The organism is Streptomyces sp. NPDC019443, from assembly GCF_044389785.1.
GTDB lineage: Bacteria > Actinomycetota > Actinomycetes > Streptomycetales > Streptomycetaceae > Streptomyces.
Window position 1 is genome coordinate 131,039 of the sequence record NZ_JBIRYJ010000016.1, and the last position, 26,283, is coordinate 157,321.

Genomic DNA, 26,283 nt, shown 5'->3' on the forward strand with positions numbered 1-26,283 from the left:
TGAACATCGGAAGGGTGAAGCAGGCTTCATTGCAATGCGCTTGTCAAGCGACGCGGAAGGGACCCCGATGCGCGGCCCTCGACTCCGTCGCGAGCCACAACCCGTGCGGGCGGCCGGCGAAGAGCGGCGACCTGATCGTGAGCAGGGACGCCGTTACCGGAAATCGAGGTGTAGCGGCAACGCGGTGACGCCGTGACGCCGTGTCGGCGCGCCGGCAGTGGCGAGCCTGGTCGATCCGGTCACCAGAGGCCTGCACGGGCAGCGCGACCGCGACAAAAGGGGCTGAACCTGGTACCGCCCCGGCCGGGGCGGCCGGCATGGCTGGAAGCCGAGCACGCAGCGGCCGGCGCACAAGACGGGGCGCCATGGGAGGCGGGTGCCGATCGGTCCGCGCCGGAGCGCGCCGCGCCCGAAGACACCTCAGCCGGTGACACCCCGGTCTTCCAGCACTTTCCGCAGGGCCCGCAGCGCGTAGTAGGAACGGGACTTGACCGTGCCGGGCGGAATGCCGAGGTGTGCCGAAACCTGGGCCACGCTGCACTCCAGGTAGTACATGAGTTTGATGATCTCGCGGTGCTGATCGGTCACTTCACCCAGAGCCTCGATGACGACCTGGGACGTGAGCAGGCGTTCCGTCCCGTCCGCCACGGAGATGTCCAGGAGTTGGAGCGACATGGCCTCCGCGGGGCGGACCTTTCGCGCGCGATGCTGGTCGATGACCAGGTTCTTCACGACCGTGTACAACCACGGCCGCGCCTCGGCCACGTTCATGTCCAGTGCGGACGCATGCTTCCAGGCGCGGACCGCGGCCTCCTGGAGGATGTCCTCGGCACGGTGCCAGTCGCCTCCCAGGAGGCGCGCGGCATAGCGCAGCAGCAGTGTTCCGTGCTCGGCGTACAGCTCTCGGATGAACTCCTCACATCTGTCACTCAGGGCCGCGTTGGACTGCAGCCTCATACCGACGGTGCTTGGCACGGCGTCCGTGGTCCGCCTCATCTTGTGGCGTCCTCATCCATCGATCAGGTTCGTTGTGGCGTGCCCCGGGTAAGACACGAGGGCGGATTCACAGTGGTCGGACGGACTTGGACGTTCCTTGCCGAATTCTTGTCGCCGGCACTGGTCCGCCCCATCGCCCGCCGGGGGGCCGCGCACGCGGGCCGCGGAGATCAGCGGGCGCCCGATCCGGCGAGCAGCCATCGTGGATCCTCGGCCCGGACGAGGTCTGCCCGGCCGGGGCGTACGACGACGACTGTTGCCACACATGGATCACCAGGGTCCGCTCCACGTTCCACGGCTCTGTGGCCGCCGCTTGGATAGACCACGCACGACGGCTTCAAGCACCCCAGCACCGGGGGCAGTTCCGGACTCGACCCTGCGGAGAGGCGGCCCGTCCCGGCGGACACGGTCGCCGCCTGGGCGAGCGCCTGTGCCCCGCAACAAGCGGCGTGCGGCCGGGCATTGGGTGCGTCACGGGAGGGCCACGCCGACAAGCAGTGAACCGGGTCATGCGCACCGACGTAGGTACCACGACATGTCGCGGCAGGCTTGCCCGCGGCCGCCTTGGGGGCGCCGGCGGGGCAAGCCTGCCCAGGACGACGGGCCACGCATCAGGGAGTTCCACAGTGAAGCCGTTCTTTACGCTCCGCCTTTTCGGCCGGGCAGGCCGGAGGCGCTCCCGCCGCGGCCTCGGCACGGCAGGCGGCCTTCTCGCCCTCGCCGTCCTGCTCACTGCGTGCGGGTCGGACGCGACGGGCACCGCAGAGGCGCGGAAGGACGGACGGGGCGACTGGAGCGCGGACAGATGGGCCCGCGAGGCAGCGGACTTCAGCAACCCGGTCATCGAGGGGCTGTGGAAGCCCGAGCGCATGCGAGAGGCGGGCGATCCCGGCAAGGAAGTGCGCGGGGACATCACCGGCGCGCAGGATGTGACCGATCCGGAGCCGGCCCCGGTGGAGGCCGAGCCCTTGCCCGCGCCGTACCACCAGAACGCCGCGCCGGTGGGCAAGGTCTTCTTCGACAGCCCGAAGGGGTCTCAGACTTGCTCCGGGACCGTGGTGCAGGACCCGGAGCGCCCGGGTCGCTCCAATCTCGTGTGGACGGCGGGCCACTGCGTCCATGCCGGGCGCGAGGGTGGCTGGTTCCGCAACATCGTCTTCGTGCCGTCCTTCAACGACCAGGCCCTGCCCGCAGACCGGCTCGCGACCGCCTCCGCCCGGCAGATGGCACCCTTCGGCACCTGGTGGGCCGACTGGGGGGCCACCTCGGACCAGTGGATCGCCGAGGGTACGTCCCAGGGCGGGAACGGAGCGGCCTTCGACTTCGCCGTCCTGCACGTCGCGCCCGCTCCCGGATCCCGCGCCGCATCGCTGGAGGAGGCTGTGGGCACGGCACTGCCCGTCGCGTTCAACGGCCCCGCGGTGCAGGACGTTTCATTGCTCAGCGCCTGGGGATATCCGGCGGCTCCGCCGTTCGACGGCAGCACGATGCATTCCTGCACCGGTAGACCGGGCCGTCTGTCACTGAAGAAGGACGAGCCGACGCTGTACCGGGTCGGCTGCACCATGACCGGCGGGTCCTCGGGCGGCGGGTGGTTCACGATCGGCCCGGACGGAAAGACCGCTCTGGTGTCGAACACGTCCATCGGCCCGGACCCGTCGGTCTGGCTGGCGGGGCCCTACCTCGGTGACGCCGCCAAGGCCGTGTTCACTCAGGTCAGCAAACGGTTCGCCTCATGACGGACGCGCCGGGCGGTCGGCGACCGCCCGGCGCGTGTCCCGGGTTCTGACCGGCGGCCGCCGGCGCCGACCTCGGAACGGTGGTTGCCCAACAGCCAGAGTTTGCACGTCGGTTCGAAACTGAAGAAGTCCAGGCGCATCCGGCGCGCCTTGATGTGGTCGTCCGCCGGTGAGCAGCACCCGGGCGCACTCCGACTTGCCCCCGACTATTCGCTTAGTAAATAGTGGCGGATGTGTCCACGTCCCACATCCTTCTCGGCCTGCTGTCGCCGCGCCCGCTGCACGGGTACGAGCTGAAGCGGGCGCACGACACGCGCCTGCCCAGCGCCCGGCCACTGGCTTTCGGGCAGGTGTACGCGACGCTCAACCGTCTCGTCCGCGACGGCCTGGCCAGCCAAGCGGGTCATGAGCGGGCCGGCGGACCGGATCGCACGGCGTACGAAGTCACCGATGACGGCCGCCGGTCGCTTTCCGACTGGCTGGGTACGCCCGAGCCGCCGGCTCCGCATCTGTCGAGCACCCTGCTCGCCAAGACGGTGATCGCCCTGCTCGTCGCCGACGAGGCGAGTGCCCGCCGACAGCTGTCCGAACAACGGGCCGCCCACCTTGCGCGAATGCGCGAACTCACAGCGGTGAAGACCGCCCCGGGCACGGCCGTCGCCGAGGTACTCGCCGCCGACCTGGCGATCGCCCACCTCGACGCCGACCTGCGGTGGATGCAGACCGCAACGGAGCGCGTCGCCGACCTGCGCCTGGAGGTGCACTGATGGTGATCGAAACCCGTGCCGTGACAAAGTCGTACGGACCAAGTCCGGCCCTGCGCGGCATTTCGCTCGCGCTGCAGGAAGGAGAGATCGTCGCGGTCACCGGGCCCAGCGGCTGCGGCAAGTCGACGCTGCTGCACGTCATGTCCGGCATCCTGCGCCCGGACGGCGGAGAGGTCCGCTATCGCGGCGCCCGCATCGACGAGATGAACGAAGCGAGGCGCTCCCTGCTGCGGCGCACAGACTTCGGCGTGCTGTTCCAGTTCGGCCAACTCGTGGCGGAACTCCCGGCGGTGGAGAACGTCGCGCTGCCTCTGCTGCTCGGCGGAACCGGCCGGCGGGAGGCGACGGCGCAGGCGGCCGACTGGCTCGACCGGCTCGGTGTGGCCGAGCTGGCGCAGCAGCTGCCCGGGGAGATTTCCGGCGGCCAGCAGCAGCGGGTGGCGCTCGCCCGCGCCTTGGTGACCGGTCCGAAGGTGCTCTTCGCCGACGAGCCCACTGGTGCACTGGACAGCCTCGCCGGGGAGGTGGTGATGGGCCACATGGTCCGCGCCGCCCGCACCCAGGGCACCAGCGTCATGCTGGTCACCCACGACGCGACGGTTGCCGCCTACGCGGATCGCGAAATCCGCCTGCGTGACGGCATGCTGGACAGCGACGACGGCCCACCACACGGCGCGGCCGCCGGACACTCCAGCAGCCTGACGGAGACCTCCCGGTGAGCCCCATGACCGCGCTGCGCCTGTCGGTGGCGGGCAGCAGCTCGGACCGCGTGCGCATCGTCCTGACCGCGATCAGCGCGGTGCTCGGCACGCTGTCGCTGCTCTGCGCCGCCACGGTGACCGCAATACCCCCCTCCCGGGCGGAGCGCTACACCAACGACCTGCTCAACGGGAGCGGACTACGACCGGGTGTCGCGCTCGCGATGGTGCTGCTGACCGTTCCGGCACTGACCCTGGTCGCGCAGTGCAGCCGGCTCGGTGCGCCCGCGCGCGAGCACCGGCTTGCCGCGATCCGGATGGCGGGGGCGACGCCACGTCAGGTCGTGCGGATCGTGGCGTTGGAGACGGGACTCGCGTCCGTCCCCGGAGTCGCGTCGGGCTTCGCGGTGTTCCTCATCGGACGCGCTCTGCTCGACGCCCCCGACGCGCAGGGCCGTCGCCCACTGCCCACCGATGTGCTGCCGCACACCGCCGCCATGGCCGGCATCGCCCTGGGCGTGCCGCTGATCGTCGCCGCACTGACCGTGCTCACCCTGCGCAGGGCGGCCCTGACCCCCCTCGGTGTGGTCCGCAGGACCCGGCGCGCCAGGCCCCGTATCACGCCCGGCGTGCTCATCCTGACCGGGCTCGGCGCCTGCGCACTGGTCGAACCGGTGCACTCCTACTTCACCCGCCACCCGCAGACCAACGACACGCCGATGCTCGTCACCGGAGGACTGATCCTCATCGGCGTCCTCGCCGTCGGCACCGGCGTCGTCACCGGCACAGGCTGGATCACCCACACGATCGGCCGTCTCCTCCAGCGCTACGCCCGCAAGCCCGCCGGGCTGCTCGCCGGCCGGCGTATGACGGCCGATCCCTGGTCGGGCAGCCGCACGTTCTCCGCCATGCTCGTCGCGCTGGTCATCGGCTCGGCCGCAGCAGGCCTCGCCGCGCTGACGATGGCATCCGTCTCGGCACAGCAGGAGAACACCCGCCGCTTCGCCTCGCTGGTCGGCGAGCCGTACAAGCCTGCGGGCACAGGCCTGTACGAGCGGGCGTACGAACTCGTCGGCTACGCCTCACTGGTGGCCCTGGTGATCGCTGCCGCCGGACTCCTCGTGGCGCTCGCCGACACGGTCCTCGCCCAGCGGCGCGCTCTCGCCTCGCTGATCGCCACAGGAACGCCGCGCGGGATCCTGGCCCGCGCGATCGGCTGGCAGACGCTCGCTCCGGTCGCCCCGGCAGTGGGCCTCGCGGTACTGGCGGGCGTTCTGCTGCCCCGCTTCGCCGTCCCCGACGCGAACGACACCATGGACATGCAGACCTGGCGCTGCTCACCGCTGCCGGGTGACAGCGCCTCTAAGTGCGAGGACCCAGCGTACTCCCAGGCACACAGCGTCCAGGTCAGCGCAGAGAAAGTCCCCGTCACCGTGCACACACCGTGGGACCAGGTGTTGCTGCTCGCCGGAACGGCGATCACCGCAACCGTGGTCATCACACTGGTCGCCCTGCTCTTCCTGCGGATGAGCACGCGTGCCGGCGAGTTGCGCACCGCCTGAGAGCCCGGACGCGTGGCGGACCCGTCCCTGTGCCTCGGGATACCCGGCCCCGGAAGTTCACCGGAACGGGACGTGCCCGGCGCACTTCGAAGCCAGGCCCAGCAGTGGGTTCCGGTCACCTGTTGCGGCAGACAGAGCAGGTGACCGAAGCGGAGCGAGACTGATCTCCCCGTCAGACGTCGCTCGCCCACCGATGCCTGCGGCCGCGGTCGGCAGGTGCACCATGTGCCGCAGGTTTCCTGCACCAGCCGTTGAATTCCCCGGCGTTGCAGGATTCCGCACGGCGCTGAGGCACGTCAGTGTGTCCCGTCCGAAACCGGCTGCGGGCACCCGAGGCTAGGCGGCACCACCGAGCGGAAGTACTCCCGCAGATAGGCGGCATCGGGATCACGCCCCGTCAGGAGGTGCCTCGACACCAGGGCGCCGACGACCAGTTCGGCGAAGTACGGCACAGCGGGACAGTCCTGCCCGACCTCGCCCCGCCGCACGGCTCGTGCGACGAGCGCGCGCAGCGATTCGAGCTGCACGTCGATGAAGTGGCGGCGCATGGACTGTTCCAGATCCGGGCGGGTGCGCATCGCATGCATCATCGCGGAGAAGAGACTGCACGCCTCGGCAGCGGAGCCGCCGGCCCGCACCGCGAGCTCGTCGAGATCGCGCGACAAGGTGCCGCTGTCTATGGTGTCGGCGGACACCGGCTGGGCGTGTGACAGGGCCGCAGCTACGAGTTCGGCCTTGTTCGCCCAGCGGCGGTACAGGGTCGCCTTGCTCATCCGCAGCCGAGCGCTGACCAAGTCCATGGTCAGCGCCTCGAAACCGACCTCCCGTACCAGGCCGAGCACGCCGGCGTAGATCGTGCGCTCCCGTTCGCCATTGACGTGGGACCGGGGGGCGCCGGAGCCCTGGAGTGCTGACATCACGTTTCCGTCCGATGTGCTGGTTGTCGACGCCGCTCGGCAGTGGCAGCACCACCAGATACCACCGGTGCCGGCATCTGCCGATCGGCGTTCGGGCCGCATGGGCCGCGTCACGCTGACAGGTTCTGTCCATCGCCCTTTCCAACCGCAGCAGCACAGCCGTCCACCGCGTCCGGGAGGTCCGTTCGGGAGACCGTAATCGGTGGCCACCGCGGCGTGGCCGCTGCACCTACTCCCCGTCGCGCACGGCGGCGAGAAGCTCTTCCCGGTTCGGACCCGGCTCGCTGTAGCGGGGCGCGTCGGCGCCGAGTGTCACCACCCGCTCCACCAGGCCGCTCTTCACGAAGGCCTCGTCGGCGGAGGCGAGCAGGGAACCGACGTCGCCCCAGGCGCGCAGGATGTCACCGTCTTCCAGGAGAACGGCTTCGACCATGGAGCGCAGCGCCCAGCCCGGGTCGTCCGTCTCGTAGCGCTCGCCGCGCATTTCGGCATCGATCTCGGCGGTGCGGTGCCGGTTCCAGGCGGCGTCGTCCTGCCACGAGGACCCGAACTCCGCGTCGATCTCACGATCGACGCTCAGGGCGAGTTCGACGGCATCGTCCGTGCCGAGCAGGCGCAGCACGTCACGCATCCGTACCGCGTGGCGCAGACCGGTCGTGATGCCCGCGCCGAACTGCGGGTTGGTGGTCATCCGCGCGTCGCCGATCGCCATGATCCCGGTGGCGACCGGCTGCCCGTCGGCGACCAGGCGACGCTGACTGTTGTGGGTGCCGCCCACCACATTCACCTCGGTCAGCGGGATACCTTCGTTCCAGTGGGCGGCGTGGGGGTACAGGGCGAGCACGCGGTTCCACACGTCCACACGGCTCAGCGGGCGCAGCTCCTGGTCGCGGTCGGCGGTGACAAGGGTGGTCGACCAGGTGTCGCCGTCTCCAGGGGCGGTGGAGATGGAGATGCTGTTGTGGTGGGACAGTGGCCAGGTCCGGGGGGTCGGCACTCCCCGCTCGTCGGCGCGGAAGTAGCGGGTGTAGTAACGGAATCCCGCCTCCTCGCGCAGCACCTCGGGCGCGCCGCCCACCTGCGTGAGCAGATCGGGCACCTCAGTCCGCCGACCTGAGGCGTCGACGACGAGGTCGGCCTCGATTCGCGCCCCGGACTCGGTCACCACTCCGGCAATATGCGTGCGGCCGGATGTGCGGGACTCGCCGACGAGCAGCGACACCACCTTGGTCCCGGCGAGGATGCGCACTCCGGGCGTCTCTGCCGCCGTGGCGAACAGCGCGGCCTCCAGGACAGGTCGCCGGGCGGTGACGGTCTCGAAGCGCTCGTCACCCGCCTGTCGCGGGCCGGCACTCCCCGCGTTCCAGGTACCGCAGATCATGTTGTAAGTCTTGCCGCCTGCCTCGCGGATGCGGTCGACGGCACCCGGCAGTTCCTTGTCGAGGAGGCGGAAGCCGCCCGGCATGAGGATGTGCGTATGCCCGAACTGCTTGACACCAGGCCTCCGCCAGTCGCCGCCGGTGGCCGCCTCCACCGTTCGTGCGGCAGCCGGATCCCGGTCCAGCACGGTGGCGCGATGGCCGTCCGCGGCGAGCAGCATCGCAGCGGCAAGGCCAACAGGACCGGCTCCGATGATCAATACGTGGGCCATGGGGGCACTCCTTGCGTCAGAGAATGCCTCACCTTCCGTCGGACGACTGCTCACCTTCCAGGCCGGTTTCCTGCTCAGTTGTCCCGGTGGGAACTGCGAGCAGGCGGAGTCTGCCGACACCTCACCACCCGGCCAGAGCCCGCCGACCGCTCCGTGTGGCTTTGACGTAGTTCAGCGGCCCCGCGACGACGGCGCGACCTGGTCCCCGTACCGCTCTGAGTCGCTTGCCGGAGTCTCCCGAGAAGCAGCAGGTCAGATGGCATAGGGACCCTGGTAGAGCGACTCAAGCGACTCAAGTCTCCTATAAATGGAGCGGACGCCAACTTGCCTAGCTCCTCATGTACAGGGATTCTGCGTCGCTTCGGTCGCTGATATGGCATCGCACCCCTCTGACCAGCCTTTTCCCGCGATGAACGGGCGGCCAAGCGCGCCGCCGTCAGTCACTGGCGGCTCCTCACGAGGAGCAACCGAAGGCAGACCGGCGGTCCGAGCATTCGCCGGAGCAGGTCGCGCAGAGTGGTGCGCTCCTCGTTGGACAGTTCCGCCAGCGGCTGGCTCGCAAAGTCCAGGGACTGGCCCAGCTGCCGCGCGGTGCCGCGGCCCTGCGCAGTGGCGGCGGCCAGCTTTACCCGACGGTCCTTCGGGTCCGGGAGACGCTCAACCAAACCCCGGGCTTCCAAGAAAGGTCACCCTCAGGTCAGACCCCAACTGCTCGCGGGCAACCGCCTGGACAGCAGCGTCGAGTTCGACCGTGACCAGACGAGAGGCTCCGTCCATCCCGCTCAGGAGCCAAGCGGTGCCTTCGCCCACACCCGTGCCGAGTTCGAGAATGCGGCCACCCGGCCGGGCAGCCGCAAGTACGGCCAGCAAGCTTCCGGTTCGCTCCTCACACGACATGGTGAAGCCCGCCTCGCGCGCCGCAGCGCGCAACGCGGGCAAGGCAGTTGGGAAAGTGCTGGTGTGTCGTCCATCCAGGGATGAAGCAAGCGCCACGCTTCGCACGCAACATCAAGTGCTACCCTCGGCGGCGGGCGTTAGCGCCCTGTACTGCCGTCGATCTGCTCGCGCAGAAATGTCACCACCTGCATGCGGCGGACGTAACCACCCGCAGCGAGCGACCGTGGATTCTTCAGCGAACACCGGCACGCAACAGATCAGTCGTGCTTAAGAATCACGGTGAGCCATTCAAGATCAATCTCGCCGATGCTGGCTGTTCCGTTGGTCCCCAAGGCCGATCACGGCTTTGAGGTACGGCTGTGAGCCGCGCGCAGGGTGCTCAGTCGATCCGCACACAGATCGCCACCGGCAGTCTCGGCGACCAAGTCCTGGTGCTGTAGTGCTACGCCTGGGCGTAGCCGTTGTTCCCGGGGGCACAGGGAGCGGCGATGTTCGTCTCCAGATAGACGGCCCCGCCGGGAACGCCGGAATTCGTCTTCGCGATCACGTTCCCGTGGTACTTGACCTGCCCCGAGTTGAACTTGACGGCCACGTAGACCTTGCCGCCGAGGGTGAAGTTGCCGCCGCCGATCTTGAGATGGCCCCGGTAGGTGTACCTGAACAAATAGAGGCCTTGCGGTGCCTTGTCCAGACTGGCCGGGGCCGACCCGGTCAGGGTGACCAGGCTGGCGGGCGCCGCGCCAGCCGTCGCCGTCGCAGCCGGCGAGACCGCGAGGCCGACCACGGCCAGTGCTGTTGCGCTCACCGCGAAGCGGCGCGGCCAGCGAGATGTCGAGCGCGGAAGCGTGCCCATGACTGCTCCTTACAGAGGTTCGAAACCATCAGTACGGGCGTGCGTTCAGGTAGATCTGCGGGGACCACCGGGTACAGCTGGTCAGAACGCCGCCGCGGTTGCATGCCTGGACTACGAAGTTGTAGTCACCGGCTGGGCGGTGATGGTCCAAACCTTGTTCGTACCTCCGACGAACTCTCGTTGTACCCAGCGTCCGGAAGTAGGCGACACGTAGCGGATGTTTTAGTGCGTGGCGTTGTAGCCGCCCATGTGAAGACACTCATGGTTTCGTCCTCCGAATGAGAATGAGGAACTACTGCTGAGCGGCGCGATCGGCCGGCCCGGGGAGGCTCGTACGGCATGGCTGGGGCAGGAAACTCGACGGCCCTTGATGTCGGCGGCGTTCACGGTCTGCTGCCTGGCGGAATACCCGCACTCCGCGCAAGACCCCGGTTACAGGCTAAGCCGGACGGGTGAATGCCGCCTGTTGAGCCGACGTTCCGTACCTGCGGAGTACCCGGGCGACGAGGAGACGGCGAGGCCACCGGGGGGAGGGACCCGTACGAAATCCGGGCCGGCCGGCCGCTTACCCGGCCGCGTCAGCCCCCTCCGGTGGCAGACCCTGCGGGCCACCAGGCCGAGCTCGGCCATGACCGTCGCGATGGTGTCCACCGAGACCCGCCAGCCCTGCCGGATCAGCCTGATCCAGACCTTAGGCGAGCCGTAGGTGCCACCGGAGCCGGTGAACTCCTCCTGCACCGCCGCGGCCAGCTGCCGACGACGGACTTCCCGCGGGTGGGCTTACCGGTGCGGTGCTTGTATAACCACGACTCGCTCACTCCCAGGGCGCGACAGGAGACGCGGTGCGGAATGCCCTGCTCGGCCCTGAAGTCGCTGATCACCCCGACCACTTGTGCCGGGTCCCCACGGCTACTTCACCCACAGGACCATGCAGCGTTTGAGGACATCACGCTCCATCACCAGTTCCTTGTTGTCGGCTTGAGCTGGGCATTCTCCCGCCGCAGCCGCTCCAGCTCATCGCTGTCGCCGCCTAGCGCCGTCCCGGCCCGGCAACGTCGCGCTCTCGGTACTGGACGAGCACATCGCCCAGGCGTCGGGAGGCGCCGGAACTGATCTCAACGACGCCGGAGGCGTCGACGCCGAGGTCTGCCCAACTACCGGCTGGCTCGGTATGCGGACGACTGGTGCCTGATGGTGCACGGCACCAAGGCAGACGCCGGGAACGCTGCGCGCCGAGATCGCGGAAGTCCTCTCCACGATCGGCCTGCGCCTGTCGCAGGAGAAGACTCTGATCACCCACATCGAGCAGGGGCCTGGACTTCCTCGGGTGGCACATCCAGCGCCACCGGAAAGCAGGCACTAATAGGACTCCGTTAGGTCTTCCGGTCGGGCCTGTTCAGGAGCATGTTGAGTGTGTGGACGCACACCAAGTGAACCGTGTTCGGGCGACGTTGGCGTTATTCGTGGCTGACGTATTCGCGTCGGTGCCGCGCAAGGACCAGCGGGCCAAGGGCGACTGCTATCTGCGGGGACTGATGCTGGACGGTCGCCGCAAGTCCATCCAGGCGATGGCCTCGCGGCTGCCGGACGGCAACGAGCAGAACCTGCAGCAATTCGTGAACCAGTCCACCTGGGATCCGGTGCCGGTGCAACGGCGGATCTGCGAACGAATGCTGCCGCAGATCGCCCCGACGGCCTGGGTGATCGACGATGTGTCGGTGCCCAAGGACGGCCGGATGTCGGTCGCCGTTGCCCCGCAATACTGCGGAGCCCTGGGCAAACAGGCCAACTGCCAGGTCGCGGTCAGCGTCCACGCCGCAACCGACACCGCCTCCTGCCCGCTGCAATGGCGCCTGTTCCTGCCCAAGGACTGGGCGTCCGACACCGACCGCCGCGCCACGACCCGTATCCCGCCCGATGTCACACACCGCGAGAAGTGGCGACTGGCCCTGGACATGCTGGACACCCTTGCCTCCTGGGGCCTGACGCCGCCGGTCATCGTCGCCGACGCCGCCTACGGCACCAACGCGCACCTACGGGCCGCCCTGTCCGACCGCGGACTCGCCTACGTGCTCGCCGTCCGCGCGGATGTCACCGCCCAGCCGTTTGATGCGAAACCCGTCGCCCCGGACCGCAACGGTCCCATCGGATGCCGGCCCCAGCCCCGCTACCGGCAGCCCGCACCGTCGGTGGCAGCCCTGGCCGCCGGCCTCGGACAGGAGGCATTCACCCCCCTCACCTGGCGGCAAGGCTCACGAGGGGAGTTACGCTCCCGCTTCGCCGCCGTGCGTGTACGCCCCGCAGGCAAAGCAGTCGAACGCCCTGTCAAGGCCGCCGCCTCAGCCGAACAGGGCTGGTGGGACGGGGTCCTGCCCGACTGCTGGCTGCTGATCGAATGGCCCGTCGGCGCCGAGGCGCCGACCGATTACTGGCTGTCCGACCTGCCGGCCGACACTCCGATCGCCGACTTGGTCCGTCTGGCCAAGGTCCGCTGGCGCATCGAGCACGACTATCGCGAACTCAAACACGGCCTGGGCCTGGACCACTTCGAGGGGCGTTCCTGGCCGGGCTGGCACCACCACGTCACCCTCGTGACCGCCGCCCATGCCTTCCTCACCGAACAGCGCCTGGCCCCAAAAGTGCCCGGACCGCTCTCACCCTCTACCAAGTCCTCGACGCCCTCCAGGACGTCCTGAGGTGCTGGACCGGCATCTGCACCACCTGCCACCAAGCCCTGCCCGCCAGAACACACACCACGCCAAGATCGAGAACGACCTAACGGAGTCCTACTAATCGGTACTACGTCTATACCTACCCGGCTAAGAAGGCCCGGCGGGCCATCATGGCCAAGGTCAAGACGCTGTGCCGAGAGGTCGGTACGAATCAGCCGCTCGACGCCCTTTTGCTCCGGCTCAACCCGGCAGTACGGGGCTGGTGCGCCTACTTCCATCCCTGAGTGTCGTTCGCGACGTCTCATCACCCCAACCGGAACGGCGAGGTCAGTCCGCGTCGGCGGGCCGGCCGTCGCCGGCCATGAACCTCCAGACCAACCCGTGGCCCAGGACGACCAGCAGGATCAGCAGAACCGCCTCGGCCTGGATCGGCTTCAGGTCGACGACGTCGGCGAGTTCGGGCTCCGCGCCCACCACCGCGATCAAGGCGTAAAACAGGGCCGCCACCGCCTGCGCCAGGATCAGGAACACGGACGAGCCGTCTGGGCGGCTGTGCCAGGTCAGGCGCAGCGTCGACACACAGCCGATCACGGCGAGCACCACGAAGCTGAACCGCCAGATCTCCGGGGTCTCGGTGCCGCCGACCTGCGCAAACAGGCCCATGAGCGCGGGGAGCAGGAACGAGAGATAGATACCACCAACGATCCGGCGCAGCGCCGGATCGCGCAGCCAGTCCCGGTGCCCCTGCACCACGTTCCACCAGAGGCCGACCAGCGTGAAGCAGGTGGCCGAGAAGAGTGCGTAGAACGTGCTGACATCCACCGGGCCTCCCACGTCAGGACTCGCACAGCGCGTGCCCGGGACCGCCTAGAACGGTCACGGTCCTGGCGACGTGGACCCGTGCGGAGTGATGCCAGCGTCCCATGACAACGCCGCCGCCCTGGTGGACCGACACTCTCACGCACCCCAACGGACGCCAGGCCAGCCGCCGACTCGCTGTTCACCGAGGCGCCCCGGAGCAACGAGGCGCCGCCGACGAGGCAGCGCCCGGATTCTGTGCAACGTGTATGAGTTCAGCGACATCCCGCTGATCTCGCGACCTGCGGCACCCCCCGTCCGATGCAATATCCGAGGGTCGGGCTTCGAGATCAAGGTCCTCGAAATCCGCGACCCCGACCCGATGTTGGGACTCTCGGAAGAGGCTCTGCGGGGCCGGCGCCTCGCCCTCTGAGGGAGCTCTCGACGGCGGCACCGCAGACGTCCTCGGGCACGTGAACGTCTCCGGCTTGTACGCCTATCTGCGTGCCAGGCCGGGCAAGGGGCCGATGCCGTAGCCCTGGCGGATCGCGGCCGCGTCGCCCACGGCATACACATCAGGGTGCGACAGCGACCGCAGCGCGGCGTCGGTGACGATGCGGCCGCGCTCGTCGACCGTAGACCAGCGGCGGCCGCCAGCGGCGACACCCGCGTACTGGGGGCGCCGTTAACAAGCGGCGAACCATGACAAGTAACGCGCCAGTAACCTTCGGATCGAAGGGGCGCATGTGCTGGTCCGCCCGCGCCGTACGGGCACTTCACCTGTCCGGCTGATCTGCCGGGTTCCGGGTGTGAGTAGTTGAGGTACAGGAAATCCCGGTGAGAACGATCATGGGCTTGGCCAGCAAGTTCTCTACATCTCGAACGTGAGCTGTCCGGAGGCTTCGAGCGCTGGCGGCGGGCTTCGGCCCGGGTGCGGGAGTGGTGGTCCTGGTCGTAGTGCAGGTGGCAGCCCTGGCGCATCGCGCGAAGATTCTCGGGCTCGCAGCGTTCCGGCGTGTGGTCGAGGTGAGCGGTCGTCAGGATGACGCGGGAGCCAGTGCCGTACGCGGGCTGTCCGTGCCGGTTGGGGCACCGGCCGGTATGACTGCCGCGTCCGCACTCCCCTTCACACAGCCCCGAACTCTGCACGATCAGCCGCCAACTCTGCCCCCGCACACCTGGCGCCGCGCGCGCTCCAGCGGGTATCCCGGAGATGCTCACCTTCACACCACTTCACCTCCCTCTGTACCCCATAGCCAAGAAAGAGAGACTCCCGTGCACGATCAAGCCGACGAAAAGGCCACCGGAGGCGGCGTCAGTCGACAGCCGCGTCGTCAGCGGTCGACAAGCAACATGACCGGACCCCGGGGTCTTGCCGCAGCCCAGGCCTCGATGGGCAACGCCGCCGTGGTCCAGATGCTCCGAAAGACCGGGCATCCCTGGGCGCAGGAACAGCACCAGCACGGCCCTGGCTGCGGACACCGGACCGGCGAGCCGGCCAATGTGCAGCGGCGGGCCATCGTCAACGGCGACCTCGCCCAGCCGGAATCAGAGATGCAGCAGGCCATGGCAGAAGAGGCCGATATGCAGCGCGCGAGCCTGGACAAGGTTCTGAACAGCCCGGGACGGCCGCTGGAACCCCAAGTCGCCTCCGAGCTGGGGGCGCTGATGGGCTCGGACTTCTCCACCGTGCGCCTGCACGACGACGCGGCGGCGGCCGAATCCGCCAGAATGATGGGCGCGCAGGCCCTGACCGCGGGCGAGCACATCGTCGTCGGCGACCGCCCGCTGGACCGGCATACGATGATCCATGAGCTGGATCACGTCAAGCAGCAGCGCAGTGGCGATGTCGAGGGAACCGTTCAGCGTAGCGGCATAAAAGTCAGCCACCCCGACGACAAGCACGAAAAGGAAGCGGAGGCCACCGCGCGGGCCCTCAGCAGCGCGCCGGTCCCCTCGCTGGAAGACACCGCCGAGGCGCACGACCACCGGACACACAATCCGGATAACCGGGGCAACCTCGCCACGCCCGCGGTCCAGAGACGGGTCAGTTTGGAAGATCCACAGTCGTCGACCACTCAGGAACTGGAAAATACCGAGGATGTGAAGAATTTCCTCCAACAGTACAACGTTTCAGTAGTTCTCATCTACAGTTCGCGTCACAATGTGAGTCCACTCCGCGCGGCATCCCATGCAGGATTTCGCCTCGGCCCAGTGGTCGACGGGATGTTGGCTGACGGTGAGGCTCGCCTCTATGAGAATAGCGAAAACGGCGCAAAGAAGCTGGCTGAAGCAATTTGCGATAAAATCGGCGACCCCCCCAAGGAGTCGATCGGGAATCTCTCTCAATCCGGCCCCGCCATTAATAAAATGTCGCTCTATGACATAGCTCCGGTTCTCTTGCAGAGACTCTCCGCCGCTGAGCCCAGTGCCGGTCATTCCGCCAAACCGCCCAAAGTCGGCCTCGGCTCCGCGGGGCTCGCCGACGCTCTATCACAGAAGGTCAGGCCAGAATTTGCCAAACATACGCCGGAAAATCCGCTGTCGGCAGGGATAATGGAGGGAGTGAGTGGAGCTTTCACTGGCCGCGCCGAGGCGATTACCAGGGCTCCGCAGGCCCCGGGCAATACAATAGAAATGATGCGCTGGGGGCTCTGGTTCGCAGATTCGGGACTGGAGAAAATGAATTCAATAATGGAGGAGATTGCGCAACGGGCAGGTCCGAATGAAGGAGAAAGACTTCGCCAAGACTTCGAGGCGATGAAATCCGAGACAGCAAAAAAGGCTGCGGCCTCTACTGCGGGCTCTCTCGCGACGGGTGCGGCAATCGGCCGGGCCGCATCGGCATTCCCGCATCCTATCGTTAGTGCGGCGGGAAGGGTTGCATCGATGGTGACTGGGGGCGTGGCAGCGCATAATAAAATCGCCGACAACTATGAAACCATTAAAGATTTCCAAAAGAAAAACCCCGTAGTCTTCGATGCCATCGAGAAACAGCGCGACAAGGATCTAAGAGGTCAGGTCGCAGTGAATAGTGAGACTATCCGGAACGTATGGGTGAACTCAGAATGGGGGTGAGCCAATGCCGGCGAGCAGTTCCTTGACGGACTTCACGGGGGCAGGGCTTCGGCGTAGTCGCGTGACGCCCGGTTCGTGACATTCTGTCAGCTCGGTGGTGCCCCGGAACGTAACAGGCACGGCTTCCAAGATCATGGAGTTCTCTACGCCCTGTGATCCGCGTGGAAGACCGTGCCTGCCGACGCATCATCGCTGCTCCCGCCTGCCCTTGACCAGCTCCGCGAGCATCCCGAGGGCGTATCCGACGAGGTCCCGCACCTGCTGGAGCAGCCGACCGAGGTGCCCGACCCGCGAGATGCACGCGGCGTACGGCACGCTCTGGTTGCCGTGCTCGCGTTGACCGCGTGCGCGGTTCCGGCGGGGGCGACCTCTGTGCCGGCAGTCAGCGAGTGGATCGCCGACGCCCGCCGCACATTCTGGAACGCCTCGGCATACGCCTCGACCCACTCTTCCCGAGGCGGTTCCTGCCTGCGGAAACGACGGTCCGGCGGCTACTGGCCCGCATCGACGGCGACGCGCTGGACCGGGCGTCGGACGCTGGCTCGCCGACCGACGCCCGAAGGCGACCGGGCCGCGCGGCCTCGCAGTGGACGGCAAAGGCCTGCGCGGCGCGGCCAAAGCGAAGGGCCGCAAGATCCACCTACTCGCCGCACTGGAGCACACCACCAGCCTGGTCCTGGCCCAGATGGACGTCGGCGAGAAGACGAACGAGATCACCTGCTTCCAACCGCTGCTGGACACCGTCGCCGACCTGGCAGGAGTCGTCGTCACCAGCGATGCGATGCACACCCAGCGCGAGCACGCCGACTACCTCCACGGCCGGGGCGCCCACTACATCGTGATCGTCAAGGGCAACCAGAAGCAGCAGTACGACGTTCAACTCCGGGTGCCGCTCGGCCATCTCCGCGGCCGACTCAGTGCCGGTCAGCCTGCTGCCACCGAGCACCACCGTGCCGCTGCCGAGCCGCGCCAGCCGGTCGGCCAGCAATCCCGAGGCTGCTTCGGAGGACGCCGAAGCCATCGATGCCCGCGACGCGGCACTGCGGGCGTTCGGCCACCGTCGCCCTGACGCGCCGTCCGCTTGGTGTGCCTGCGAAAAGCGAACTAAGATCCATTTCGGTCCGGCTTGTGCATATTCGTCGTAAGGGAACTGCCCATGACGACCGAACGGCTCCACAGGCAAACCGAAATCGAACGCCGAACCGAGGTCGACGTCGTCGTGGTCGGCTCCGGTTTCGGTGGTTCAGTCGCCGCCTACCGACTCGCCGACGGCGGCCTGTCCGTGGTGGTTCTGGAGCGCGGCAAGCCGTACCCGCCTGGCAGCTTCCCCCGCACGCCGGCCGGTATGGCCCGCAACTTCTGGGACCCGAGCGAGGGCCTGCACGGGCTGTTCGACATCTGGTCCTTCCGCGGTCTGGAGGGGGTCGTCTCCAGCGGCCTCGGCGGCGGCTCCCTCATCTACGCCAACGTCCTGCTGCGCAAGGACGATAAGTGGTTCGTGCACGAGTCGCCGCTGCCGGGCGGGGGTTACGAACACTGGCCGATCAGCCGCCGTGATCTCGATTCGCACTACGACGACGTCGAGAAGATGCTCGGCGCCACACCGTACCCCTACAACGACACGCCGAAGACCGTCGCAATGCAGGAAGCGGCGGACCAGCTGGGCCTGCAGGTGTCACGGCCGCCCCTCGCCGTTGCATTCGCCCGCCGCCGCGGCGAGGGGCCGGTCCCCGGAGCGCCCGTCCCCGAGCCGTGGTATGGCAACATCCACGGCTTGCCGCGCGAAACCTGCCGGCTGTCCGGCGAATGCGACGTCGGTTGCAACTTCGGAGCCAAGAACACCCTTGACCACACCTACCTGTCGGCCGCGCGGCACCGCGGCGCCGACATCCGCACGCGTTGTGAGGTGCGCGGCTTCGCGCCGCGGCCCGGCGGCGGCTACGAGGTCCGGTACGTCCTCCACGATGCGGCCGACGAGGGCCACCGCACCCCGACCGGCAAGCTGCCGGTGCACCGGATCAACTGCAAGCGTCTGGTGCTGGCGGCCGGCTCGTTCGGATCGACGTATCTGCTCCTGCGCAACCGCTCCGCGCTGCCCGGCATCAGCCCGGCTCTCGGCACCCGGTTCTGCGGCAACGGCGATCTCCTCGGCCTGGTCCTCAAGGCGGCCGACGGAGCCGGACGCGGACCGCGGACGCTGGCGGCCAGCACAGGACCGGTGATCACCAGCGCCGTCCGCGTGGGCGATGAGCTGGATGGGGACGGCTCGTCGGGACGCGGCTTCTACGTCGAGGACGCGGGCTATCCCGCGTTCGTGGACTGGCTCGCGGAGGCGGCGCAAGTGCCTGGCAGCCTCCGTCGTACCGTGGGATTCGGCCTGCACCGGCTGCGGTCCCGCCTCGGGTTCAACCCGCAGAGCAACATCAGCAGCCGGCTCGCCCTGCTCCTCGGACCGGGCGTGTTCTCGGATTCGTCGCTGCCCCTGCTCGGCATGGGCCGCGATCTTCCGGACGGCCGGATGGGCCTGCGCCGCGGCTACCTCGACATCGACTGGACCACTCAGACGTCGCGCCGCTACTTCGAGCGCGTACGGTCGACCATGAGCGACATGGCGGGCGTGCTCGGCGCGGAGTTCCGCGACAACCCGCTGTGGTGGACCCGCCGGGTGGTCACCGTGCATCCCCTCGGCGGCGCGCCCATGGGCCGCCATGCCGCGGAAGGCGTGTGCGACTCGTTCGGCGAAGTCTTTGGCTTTCCGGGACTGTACGTGCTCGACGGCGCTGTGCTGCCGGGCCCGGTGGGCGCCAACCCGTCGCTCACGATTGCCGCCTTCGCCGACCGGGCCTGCGATCACATCCTCGGGGAGCGTGCCGCGCCGCGCGTCGCGCAGCAGGCAGCTGCCACCGCCCCAGCGCCGGTCGCGGACGTCCCAGCCGCCGCCGCGAACAGCGAACATCCCACGAGCCTGTCCTTCACCGAGGAGATGAAGGGGTATGTGGCACTCGACGTCGACGACCCCGAGGAGGGACGGGCGCTCGGCCGCTCGCTGAACCAGCGGCTGTCGTTCCGGCTGACCATCACCGCGGACGACGTCGACCGCTTCACCGCGGACCCGGAGCACCTGGCCAGGGCCGCCGGCCATATCGACTGCGACGTACTCGGCGGCCGACTTCCGGTCGAGGGCGGCTGGTTCAACTTGTTCACCCGCGGCGAGGACCCGAGCCGGCGGCGGATGCTGTACACGCTGCACCTGCGCGACCCGGGCGGCAGTCCGCTCACGCTCGTGGGCCACAAGGAAGTGCACGACGACCCGGGCATCGACGTGTGGAGCGACACCTCGACGCTCTACGTCCGCATGCTCACCGGACACGTACCGCCCGACGGCAACGGTGGCGGCGCCGTACCGGTGCTCGGTGCGGGGGTTCTCGTCATCCTGGCCGGTGACTTCGTCCAGCAGCTGACAACCTTCCGCGCCGTGGGGCCGCATCGCGTACAGGCACTGGAGAGCTTCGGCCGTCTCTTCCTGGGCGAGTTGTGGGACGTCTACGGCTCCCACCTGGCGCCGACCGGGGAGCCGACGTGAACGTAAGGGAGTTGCGCAAGCACGCCGACGAGCTGCGCTTCACCCCGCAGGATCCGGTGCGGTGGCTTGCCCCGAGGGAACTGGCCCGTACAGCGGTCAAGGCCGGTCTGGCCGCCGTCTTTGCCGACTACTCGGACAAGCGGGAGATCCAGGGAGCGCTCGAGAGCAGTCTCCTGTCGGCACCGCTCAAGAACCCCGGCGCCGAGGAGATCTGGGTCGACTACGTTTCCGACATCGGTGACGGTTTCGACGCGACGAGCTCAGTGGCTTGGACCCTGGCGGCGGACGAGCTCGACGTCGGCGCATCCCTTCCGTTGCGCCGGGGCTCGCTGCTCGTACTCGGCGGGGACGAGGCTTACCCGGTGGCCTCGGCGACGGTGTACGAGGACCGGATGAAGGGACCGTACCGGGCCGCTCTTCCGACAGCGGAGGACCAGCCGCTCATGGTCGCGCTACCCGGCAACCATGACTGGTACGACGGCCTTACCGCCTTTTTGCGGATTTTCGCCCAAGGGCGACGCATCGGAGGCTGGCAGACCCGGCAAACCCGGAGTTACTTCGTCGTGCAGCTGCCGCAGCGCTGGTGGCTCGTCGGCCTGGACAGTCAGCTCGGGTCCTACTTCGACGACCCCCAGCGGCGATACTTTGAATCCCACCTCTCGGCGGGGCTGCTGCCGGGCGACGGTGTGATCGTCTGCTCCGCAGAGCCAACGTGGGTCAAGAGCCACGATGAGGTCAACGCCTTCAACGCACTCCACTGGTTCGACCGGAACATCATCCGGACAAGACTCGACCGGGAGACCGGAGAGCGGGTGCAGACCGGGGCATCGATCCGTCTGTGGCTGACTGGTGACAAGCACCACTATTCCCGGTACGCGGAACGGTTCCCCGGGGAGCCGTTCGGGGACCACGAGCCGCTTCCGCCGGATCCGCGGCGGCGCCAGATGGTGACGTGCGGGATGGGCGGTGCATTCCTGGCGTCCACGCACCGGCTGCCCACGTCCCTTCCCCTGCCACCCAGCACCTCGCGGATGCGGCAGAAGGACGACCCGCCGTCAGCGTTCGCCCGCGCGCAGCACATTCACCCCAGTGAGCAGGAGTCCCGCTCGATCGCCCGGTGCGTCGCGAAGCCGTGGTCACCCCACTGGCTGCCGCGACGCAATCGGGGGTTCGCCCTGATGGCAGGGATGCTGCACGCAGGCCTGTTCTTGCTGCTCAGCTTTGTGTTCGCGCTGTTGCAAGGCGGTGGCAGTCCCGTCGCCGCTGTTCGGCGGTCAGGTGCCGGTGACCTGTTGTGGTTCGTGGGGGTGGGCCTGGTGGTCGTGGTGGCGCTGCTCCTGAGTCGTGCCTGCAGCCTCTTCCTGACTCGCAGGCGGAGACACCCGGCACGGGCCAGCGCGCTGACAGCCTCGCTGGCTCAGATCGCTGTCGCCCTGACGGCCATGCTCACCACGGCCATTCCTTTTCCGCGCAGCTGGCCCGGCTGGGGTGTACTGCTGGTGTGTCTCGGCAGCGCCGCTCTCGCGGGCGCAGCCGTGGGCTCCGAACTCTTCGCTCTGTGGGTACTGCGGGCGCGCGGTGGCGCGGTCGCCGAGTGGGCGATGTCGGCCCAGTCGATCGAGGACCACAAGGGGTTTGTCCGCATGCACATCGCGCCGGACGGCATCCTCACCCTCTATCCGCTCGTACTCGAGCGCATTTGCCGCGACTGGGACCTTCAGGATGTCGAGGACCACCCGGCGGCCAGGTGGCGGCGGCCAGTTCCCAGCAGCCGCCCGGCCGCCCGCCTGATCGAGGATCCCGTCGTGATCGCCCGGAAGGTGAGGACACCATGACCGGTACGCCGCGGCCCGATTCACCCCGCACGACCCGCCACGATCACGTCACTGAGGTGCAGCCGCTGACCGCGCTGGACGGGCGGCCGCTGACGCTGGTACACGTGCAGGGCCGGCAACCGCCTACCCGCGGCCCGGTCCTCGTGGTGCACGGCGCAGGGGTACGGGCCGAGTTGTTCCGGCCACCGCTGCGACGCACCTTCGTCGACGCCCTGATCGACGACGGCTGGGACGTATGGCTGCTCAACTGGCGCGCGTCGATCGACCTCGCCCCGGTGCCCTGGACCCTGGACCAGGCGGCGGCGTACGACCATCCAGCCGCGGTGGCCCGGGTGCTGTCGGCCACGGGCGCGGACCGGCTCAAGGCCGTCGTGCACTGCCAGGGCTCGACGTCCTTCATGATGGCGCTGTCGGCGGGGCTGCTTCCCGAGGTGGACACGGTAGTCAGCAACGCGGTGTCGCTGCACCCCGTCGTTCCCCGCCTGTCCACCTTCAAGATCGGCCGCGTCGCGCCGGTCGTCGGCCGACTGATGCCGTACATCTCACCGGGATGGGGAGACCGACCGGCCGGCGCGCTCTCCCGGCTCATGGTCTGGTTCGTTCGCGCGACCCATCCGGAGTGTCGTAACTCGGTGTGCCGCATGGTCAGTTTCACCTATGGCAGCGGATGGCCTGCCCTGTGGTCCCACGCGAATCTCGACGAGGAGACCCACGACTGGATCCGCGGCGAGTTCGCCGAGGTCCCCATGACGTTCTTCACGCAGATGAACCGGTGTATCCAGGCTGGCCAACTCGTCTCAATGGAGGGCATCGCGGGACTGCCGCAGTCCTTTGCCGAAAAGGCGCCCCGGACCGACGCGCGGATCGTGCTCCTCGCCGGCGAGGACAACCGGTGTTTCCTGGCCGAGAGCCAGCAACGCACCTACGACTTCCTGGAGAGGCACCGGCCCGGCCGTGACAGCCTGCACCTTCTGCCCGGCTACGGACACCTCGACGTGTTCCTTGGCCGCCGCGCGGCCGACGACACCTACCCACTCATTCTTGAGGAGCTCGCCCGATGAAACGGATCCTCCCCCTTGCCAAGCTGGGGTTGTCGGTCGTGCCGTCTCCCGTACCGCGTCGGCAGCGCCGGCTCACCGGACGACACGCCCTGGTCGACGGCATCCCGTTCGCCCTGCCGGTCGACTCGGTCGACACGCCCGCGCTGATGGCGGGGTTCACCATCGACCGCGAGGCTGCTGCCCGGATGCTTCCCGGCAGCGAGCTCCACCCCGTCGCGCTCCCAGGCGGCAAAGGGCTGCTCGTCATTACGGTCGTCAACTACCTGCGCACCGACATCGGCCGGTACATCGAGTACTCCATTGCGATCGCCTGTACGCACGGGTCCCGGCCGGCTCCGCCTCTGCTACCGGGACTGCTGCGGGGCACGTTCCGCACCGGGCAGTACGTCGTGGACCTGCCGGTCAGCAGCGAGATCTCGGTGAAGGGCGGCAAGGGCATTTGGGGGATGCCCAAGCACCAGGCCAACCTGGACTTCAAGGTGAGCGACTCCGCGGTGTCGAGCCAGTACGAGGTCGACGGACACCTTGGGATGTACATCGAGATCGAGCGTCCGCCCGCGACCGGGCTGCCGCTGCGCGTGGGAGCGGTGAACTACTGCGCGTTCCGCGGCATGCTGATGAAGTCGTCCATCTACTTCGACGGCAAGGCCGATGTCGCGTTCGGCAGGCGGGCGCGGGCGCGTCTCGTGGTCGGGGACGCCCCCCAGGTCGCCGGGCTGCACGATCTGCGGATCGCCACCGACCCGCTGTTCACCGTGTACCTGACCTCTGCCCAGGGCGTGCTCGACGACCACTTCGAGTGCTGGTTCCTCACCAGCGACGAGCCCGGGCGAACGTACGGCGACCCGCTGGACAGCGTCGTCGGCCTCGGCCTGTCGCAGGTCTGGCCGGAGCCGCCGAGCATCGACGTCCGGGCCCGCTCATGAAAGAGACGTGGCTGCTGATCAACACGCTGTACTTCTTGTTCGGCGCGACCATGTACATGGGCACCATGTGGGTGCTGCGATTCTTTCTCTATCCCACCTGGCGAGTTCTCACCCCGGAGAACGTCGACGACCACTTCGGTGTGCCCACCACGCTGGCGACCAGGTTTTTCACGGTGGTGGTCCCCCCGATGTTCATCTCCGGGATCATTCTGGTGTGGAGCGAGTGGGGCCACTGGTACGTCGTCCTGTCGGCCGTCTGCCTGGCTGGCATCTTCATGCTGACGTGGGTCGGCCAGGGCATCATCGTTCCGGTCAACAAGATGATCCGTGGCGGTGAGTTCAACGGCATGGCCGGGCTCACGCCGTTGCTGGTGCGCTGGATGAAGCTCAACGACATCCGGTTCGTCGGCGCCACGATCACCTGGGCGGCGATCGTCTGGTACATCGTCGCCAAGGGCGACCTGCTTGGAGCCCTCAAGTGAGCCTGCTGCCCAGCGGAGTCACCCGCGACCCGCTTTGCCTCGTACTCGTGCTCATCGGTGCCGTGACGGTCCTGACCGGCGTGTGCCAGCTGATTGCGCCGGGCCCAGTCCTGGACCTTCTGTCGGTGGACTCGACGGCGACCAGCAGGCATCTGTTCACAACTGTCGGCATGTTCATGATCATCATCGGTGGCCTGCTCATCCAGGGGCTGCTCTCGGCCACTCCGCCGCCCTACCTGCTGTTGTGGGCGGGCCTGCAGAAGTTTGGCGCCTTCGCCCTGGTGGGCATCGGCGTCGCCCGAGACCTGTTCGGACCGCTTGCGCTGCTGGTGGCGTTCTTCGACCTGGCCACCGCCCTGCTCTGCTGGCTGATGTGGCGGCGGCTCGGGCACCGGGCAGGGAAGCTGCGCGCCGCGGGGGCCGGAGCGTGAGGCGGTCGCTGCTCCTGGCGGGCGGCGGTATGCGGGTCGCCTGGCAGAGCGGTGTGGTGCGGGCACTGCGCGAGCACGGTGTGGCCTTCGACCATGTCGACGGTACCTCGGGCGGGATCATGACCGCGGGCATGCTGCTGTCGGGACAGGACCCGGCGGAGATGGGCAGGCGATGGTCCGAACTGCGCGTACGCGACTTCAGCTCGCTGCTGCCGCTCACGGACTATCTGAAGGGGCCCTGGGCACTGCCCGCCTTCGGCGACGCTGACGGTGTTGTGCACAGGGTGCTTCCCGCGCTCGGCATCGAAGCGGACGCGGTCCGGTCCTCGCCCGTGGCGGGCACTTTCAACATCGTTGACTTTGCCACCAAGACCTGCGTGGCCGTGCCCCATACGGAGATCGACCTGGAACTGATGGCGGCCGGCATGTCGTTGCCCCTGTTCCTCCCGCCCCTGCGGCGCGGCCCGCGCATCTGGACCGACGCGGTGTGGGTCAAGGACGTGAATGTGGGTGAGGCGCTCCGCCGCGGCGCCGAGGAGGTGTGGCTGGTCTGGTGCATCGGGAATTCGCCGTACTGGGGTGAGGGGCCGCTGGAGCAGTACGTGCACATGATCGAGATGAGCGCCTGCGGGGCGCTCTTCGCCGAACTGGACGCCGCGCGCAGACCGTTCGTCCTGCACGTGGTCAAGCCGCGGTATCCGCTGCCGCTCGACCCGGAGTTCCTGGCCGGACGGATCTCGGCCGACACCCTGGTGGCAATGGGCTACCGGGACGCCTGGGACTACCTCGGCCGTGCCGACCCGTCGGGCGTACCCAAGGACCCGACGTGTACGGCGATGCAGGAGCCGCCGCGCGGGGTGCGTTTCCAGGAGAGGATGCGGGGCGAGGTCGACGGCGCCGAACTCGTCCTGGACGTCACCGTCGAACTGCCGCTGCCCGCGGGCGGTGCCCCCTCGCCCGGCGCGCGGCTGGTGGGGCACGTCGACCACGAGCCGTGGGGCGGCCGGGTGCTGCTGGCGGACGGCCGGATCGAGGTGGATGGGGCCGATGTGACGTATGCGGCGCGAGCCCGGGTGTCCGGCGCGTGGCAGGAGGTCCGGGCCCGGCGCGAGCTGGCCGATGACCCGGGCGCGGACCTGTGGTCCGACGCCCGCACGGTGGCTTTCTCGGCAGGCGACGGGTGCTCGACGGAGCTGCAGCGGGGGCTACGCGACACGGCCCGGGCGCTGGCGTCCGTGGAGCCGTACGGCGCACACGGCTTCCGGGACCGCGCCGAGGCGCTGGCGGAACTGGCCCGAGTGGGCCTGCGTCGTGCCCTGGCGGCGTACTGATGGCCG

At 68.5% G+C, this 26,283-nt stretch carries 22 protein-coding genes and 2 pseudogenes; 15 read left to right on the forward strand and 9 right to left on the reverse strand.

Going from position 1 to position 26,283, the window contains the following annotated elements; genetic code table 11:
• Nucleotides 1–420: 420 nt before the first annotated feature.
• A complete protein-coding gene (locus tag ACH492_RS33400; protein WP_398992149.1) occupies nucleotides 421–996 on the reverse strand; it encodes a sigma-70 family RNA polymerase sigma factor in 576 nt (191 codons plus the stop codon).
• Nucleotides 997–1,622: 626 nt separating this feature from the next.
• On the opposite strand from ACH492_RS33400, the gene ACH492_RS33405 reads away from it, so the two are divergent.
• The 4 genes from ACH492_RS33405 to ACH492_RS33420 all read left to right on the forward strand — a co-directional run bounded on the left by ACH492_RS33405 (nucleotide 1,623) and on the right by ACH492_RS33420 (nucleotide 5,762).
• Nucleotides 1,623–2,735 carry a trypsin-like serine peptidase gene (locus ACH492_RS33405; protein WP_398992151.1) on the forward strand — a complete coding sequence of 371 codons (1,113 nt, stop codon included), beginning with the start codon at nucleotides 1,623–1,625 and terminating at the stop codon, nucleotides 2,733–2,735.
• 233 nt (nucleotides 2,736–2,968) lie between these two features.
• Nucleotides 2,969–3,502 (forward strand): PadR family transcriptional regulator, encoded by a 534-nt coding sequence (locus tag ACH492_RS33410; protein ID WP_398992153.1) that lies wholly within the window; start codon nucleotides 2,969–2,971, stop codon nucleotides 3,500–3,502.
• On the forward strand, nucleotides 3,502–4,221 hold the full coding sequence (locus ACH492_RS33415; protein ID WP_398992155.1) for an ABC transporter ATP-binding protein: 720 nt from the start codon (nucleotides 3,502–3,504) through the stop codon (nucleotides 4,219–4,221). The genes ACH492_RS33410 and ACH492_RS33415 overlap by 1 nt, the downstream gene beginning before the upstream one ends.
• 5 nt (nucleotides 4,222–4,226) lie before the next feature.
• On the forward strand, nucleotides 4,227–5,762 hold the full coding sequence (locus ACH492_RS33420) for an FtsX-like permease family protein (protein WP_398992202.1): 1,536 nt from the start codon (nucleotides 4,227–4,229) through the stop codon (nucleotides 5,760–5,762).
• A 296-nt stretch (nucleotides 5,763–6,058) separates the two neighbouring features.
• Here ACH492_RS33420 and ACH492_RS33425 read toward each other — a convergent pair whose 3' ends face one another.
• From ACH492_RS33425 to ACH492_RS33445, 5 genes and pseudogenes are all read right to left on the reverse strand, one after another.
• Nucleotides 6,059–6,679 carry a TetR/AcrR family transcriptional regulator gene (locus ACH492_RS33425; RefSeq protein WP_398992157.1) on the reverse strand — a complete coding sequence of 207 codons (621 nt, stop codon included), beginning with the start codon at nucleotides 6,677–6,679 and terminating at the stop codon, nucleotides 6,059–6,061.
• A gap of 229 nt (nucleotides 6,680–6,908) precedes the next feature.
• The gene (locus ACH492_RS33430) at nucleotides 6,909–8,450 is read right to left on the reverse strand and encodes an FAD-dependent oxidoreductase (protein ID WP_398992159.1); all 1,542 of its coding nucleotides are present in this window, start codon (nucleotides 8,448–8,450) and stop codon (nucleotides 6,909–6,911) included.
• Nucleotides 8,451–8,770: 320 nt separating this feature from the next.
• Nucleotides 8,771–9,010 (reverse strand): annotated as a pseudogene (locus ACH492_RS33435) (MarR family winged helix-turn-helix transcriptional regulator); the annotation flags it as partial.
• Nucleotides 9,011–9,669: 659 nt separating this feature from the next.
• Nucleotides 9,670–10,080, reverse strand: a complete 411-nt coding sequence (locus tag ACH492_RS33440; RefSeq protein ID WP_398992161.1) for a hypothetical protein — start codon at nucleotides 10,078–10,080, stop codon at nucleotides 9,670–9,672.
• A gap of 432 nt (nucleotides 10,081–10,512) precedes the next feature.
• Nucleotides 10,513–10,830, reverse strand: a complete 318-nt coding sequence (locus ACH492_RS33445) for a transposase (RefSeq protein WP_398992204.1) — start codon at nucleotides 10,828–10,830, stop codon at nucleotides 10,513–10,515.
• A 665-nt stretch (nucleotides 10,831–11,495) separates the two neighbouring features.
• Here ACH492_RS33445 and ACH492_RS33450 point away from each other — a divergent pair.
• Both ACH492_RS33450 and ACH492_RS33455 read left to right on the forward strand, forming a co-directional pair.
• A complete protein-coding gene (locus ACH492_RS33450; RefSeq protein WP_398992163.1) occupies nucleotides 11,496–12,776 on the forward strand; it encodes an IS701 family transposase in 1,281 nt (426 codons plus the stop codon).
• A 146-nt stretch (nucleotides 12,777–12,922) separates the two neighbouring features.
• Entirely contained in the window at nucleotides 12,923–13,036 is a 114-nt protein-coding gene (locus ACH492_RS33455) for a group II intron maturase-specific domain-containing protein (RefSeq protein WP_398992165.1), read from the forward strand.
• A gap of 43 nt (nucleotides 13,037–13,079) precedes the next feature.
• Here ACH492_RS33455 and ACH492_RS33460 read toward each other — a convergent pair whose 3' ends face one another.
• A complete protein-coding gene (locus ACH492_RS33460; protein ID WP_398992167.1) occupies nucleotides 13,080–13,574 on the reverse strand; it encodes a hypothetical protein in 495 nt (164 codons plus the stop codon).
• A gap of 502 nt (nucleotides 13,575–14,076) precedes the next feature.
• A pseudogene (locus tag ACH492_RS33465) lies at nucleotides 14,077–14,222 on the reverse strand (FAD-dependent oxidoreductase); the annotation flags it as partial.
• Nucleotides 14,223–14,825: 603 nt separating this feature from the next.
• Here ACH492_RS33465 and ACH492_RS33470 point away from each other — a divergent pair.
• Entirely contained in the window at nucleotides 14,826–16,628 is a 1,803-nt protein-coding gene (locus ACH492_RS33470) for a DUF4157 domain-containing protein (protein ID WP_398992169.1), read from the forward strand.
• 186 nt (nucleotides 16,629–16,814) lie between these two features.
• Here the strand turns inward: ACH492_RS33470 and ACH492_RS33475 are convergent, their stop codons facing one another.
• Entirely contained in the window at nucleotides 16,815–16,943 is a 129-nt protein-coding gene (locus tag ACH492_RS33475) for a hypothetical protein (protein WP_398992171.1), read from the reverse strand.
• A 271-nt stretch (nucleotides 16,944–17,214) separates the two neighbouring features.
• Here ACH492_RS33475 and ACH492_RS33480 point away from each other — a divergent pair, with 271 nt between their 5' ends.
• The 8 genes from ACH492_RS33480 (at nucleotide 17,215) to ACH492_RS33515 (ending at nucleotide 26,277) form a co-directional block, all read left to right on the forward strand.
• A complete protein-coding gene (locus tag ACH492_RS33480; RefSeq protein ID WP_398992173.1) occupies nucleotides 17,215–17,697 on the forward strand; it encodes an ISAs1 family transposase in 483 nt (160 codons plus the stop codon).
• Between the two features lie 87 nt (nucleotides 17,698–17,784).
• Nucleotides 17,785–20,211, forward strand: a complete 2,427-nt coding sequence (locus tag ACH492_RS33485; protein ID WP_398992175.1) for a GMC oxidoreductase — start codon at nucleotides 17,785–17,787, stop codon at nucleotides 20,209–20,211.
• Nucleotides 20,208–22,046, forward strand: coding sequence for a hypothetical protein (locus ACH492_RS33490; protein WP_398992177.1), 1,839 nt, complete (start codon nucleotides 20,208–20,210; stop codon nucleotides 22,044–22,046). Before ACH492_RS33485 ends, ACH492_RS33490 begins: the two co-directional genes overlap by 4 nt.
• A complete protein-coding gene (locus tag ACH492_RS33495; protein ID WP_398992179.1) occupies nucleotides 22,043–23,107 on the forward strand; it encodes an alpha/beta fold hydrolase in 1,065 nt (354 codons plus the stop codon). Before ACH492_RS33490 ends, ACH492_RS33495 begins: the two co-directional genes overlap by 4 nt.
• Entirely contained in the window at nucleotides 23,104–24,033 is a 930-nt protein-coding gene (locus tag ACH492_RS33500) for an acetoacetate decarboxylase family protein (RefSeq protein WP_398992181.1), read from the forward strand. Before ACH492_RS33495 ends, ACH492_RS33500 begins: the two co-directional genes overlap by 4 nt.
• On the forward strand, nucleotides 24,030–24,515 hold the full coding sequence (locus ACH492_RS33505; protein ID WP_398992183.1) for a hypothetical protein: 486 nt from the start codon (nucleotides 24,030–24,032) through the stop codon (nucleotides 24,513–24,515). The genes ACH492_RS33500 and ACH492_RS33505 overlap by 4 nt, the downstream gene beginning before the upstream one ends.
• On the forward strand, nucleotides 24,512–24,946 hold the full coding sequence (locus tag ACH492_RS33510) for a hypothetical protein (protein ID WP_398992185.1): 435 nt from the start codon (nucleotides 24,512–24,514) through the stop codon (nucleotides 24,944–24,946). The genes ACH492_RS33505 and ACH492_RS33510 overlap by 4 nt, the downstream gene beginning before the upstream one ends.
• Nucleotides 24,943–26,277: a patatin-like phospholipase family protein gene (locus ACH492_RS33515; protein ID WP_398992187.1), complete on the forward strand. Its 1,335-nt coding sequence runs from the start codon at nucleotides 24,943–24,945 to the stop codon at nucleotides 26,275–26,277. Before ACH492_RS33510 ends, ACH492_RS33515 begins: the two co-directional genes overlap by 4 nt.
• The last annotated feature ends 6 nt before the right edge of the window (nucleotides 26,278–26,283 follow it).

What these genes read in the sequence shown, in the direction of transcription:
- ACH492_RS33400 (WP_398992149.1), bottom strand. Translation starts at nt 996, where the DNA reads ATGAGGCGGACCACGGACGCCGTGCCAAGCACCGTCGGTATGAGGCTG.
- ACH492_RS33415 (WP_398992155.1), top strand. Translation starts at nt 3,502, where the DNA reads ATGGTGATCGAAACCCGTGCCGTGACAAAGTCGTACGGACCAAGTCCG.
- ACH492_RS33420 (WP_398992202.1), top strand. Translation starts at nt 4,227, where the DNA reads ATGACCGCGCTGCGCCTGTCGGTGGCGGGCAGCAGCTCGGACCGCGTG.
- ACH492_RS33425 (WP_398992157.1), bottom strand. Translation starts at nt 6,679, where the DNA reads ATGTCAGCACTCCAGGGCTCCGGCGCCCCCCGGTCCCACGTCAATGGC.
- ACH492_RS33440 (WP_398992161.1), bottom strand. Translation starts at nt 10,080, where the DNA reads ATGGGCACGCTTCCGCGCTCGACATCTCGCTGGCCGCGCCGCTTCGCG.
- ACH492_RS33455 (WP_398992165.1), top strand. Translation starts at nt 12,923, where the DNA reads ATGGCCAAGGTCAAGACGCTGTGCCGAGAGGTCGGTACGAATCAGCCG.
- ACH492_RS33485 (WP_398992175.1), top strand. Translation starts at nt 17,785, where the DNA reads ATGACGACCGAACGGCTCCACAGGCAAACCGAAATCGAACGCCGAACC.
- ACH492_RS33495 (WP_398992179.1), top strand. Translation starts at nt 22,043, where the DNA reads ATGACCGGTACGCCGCGGCCCGATTCACCCCGCACGACCCGCCACGAT.
- ACH492_RS33500 (WP_398992181.1), top strand. Translation starts at nt 23,104, where the DNA reads ATGAAACGGATCCTCCCCCTTGCCAAGCTGGGGTTGTCGGTCGTGCCG.
- ACH492_RS33505 (WP_398992183.1), top strand. Translation starts at nt 24,030, where the DNA reads ATGAAAGAGACGTGGCTGCTGATCAACACGCTGTACTTCTTGTTCGGC.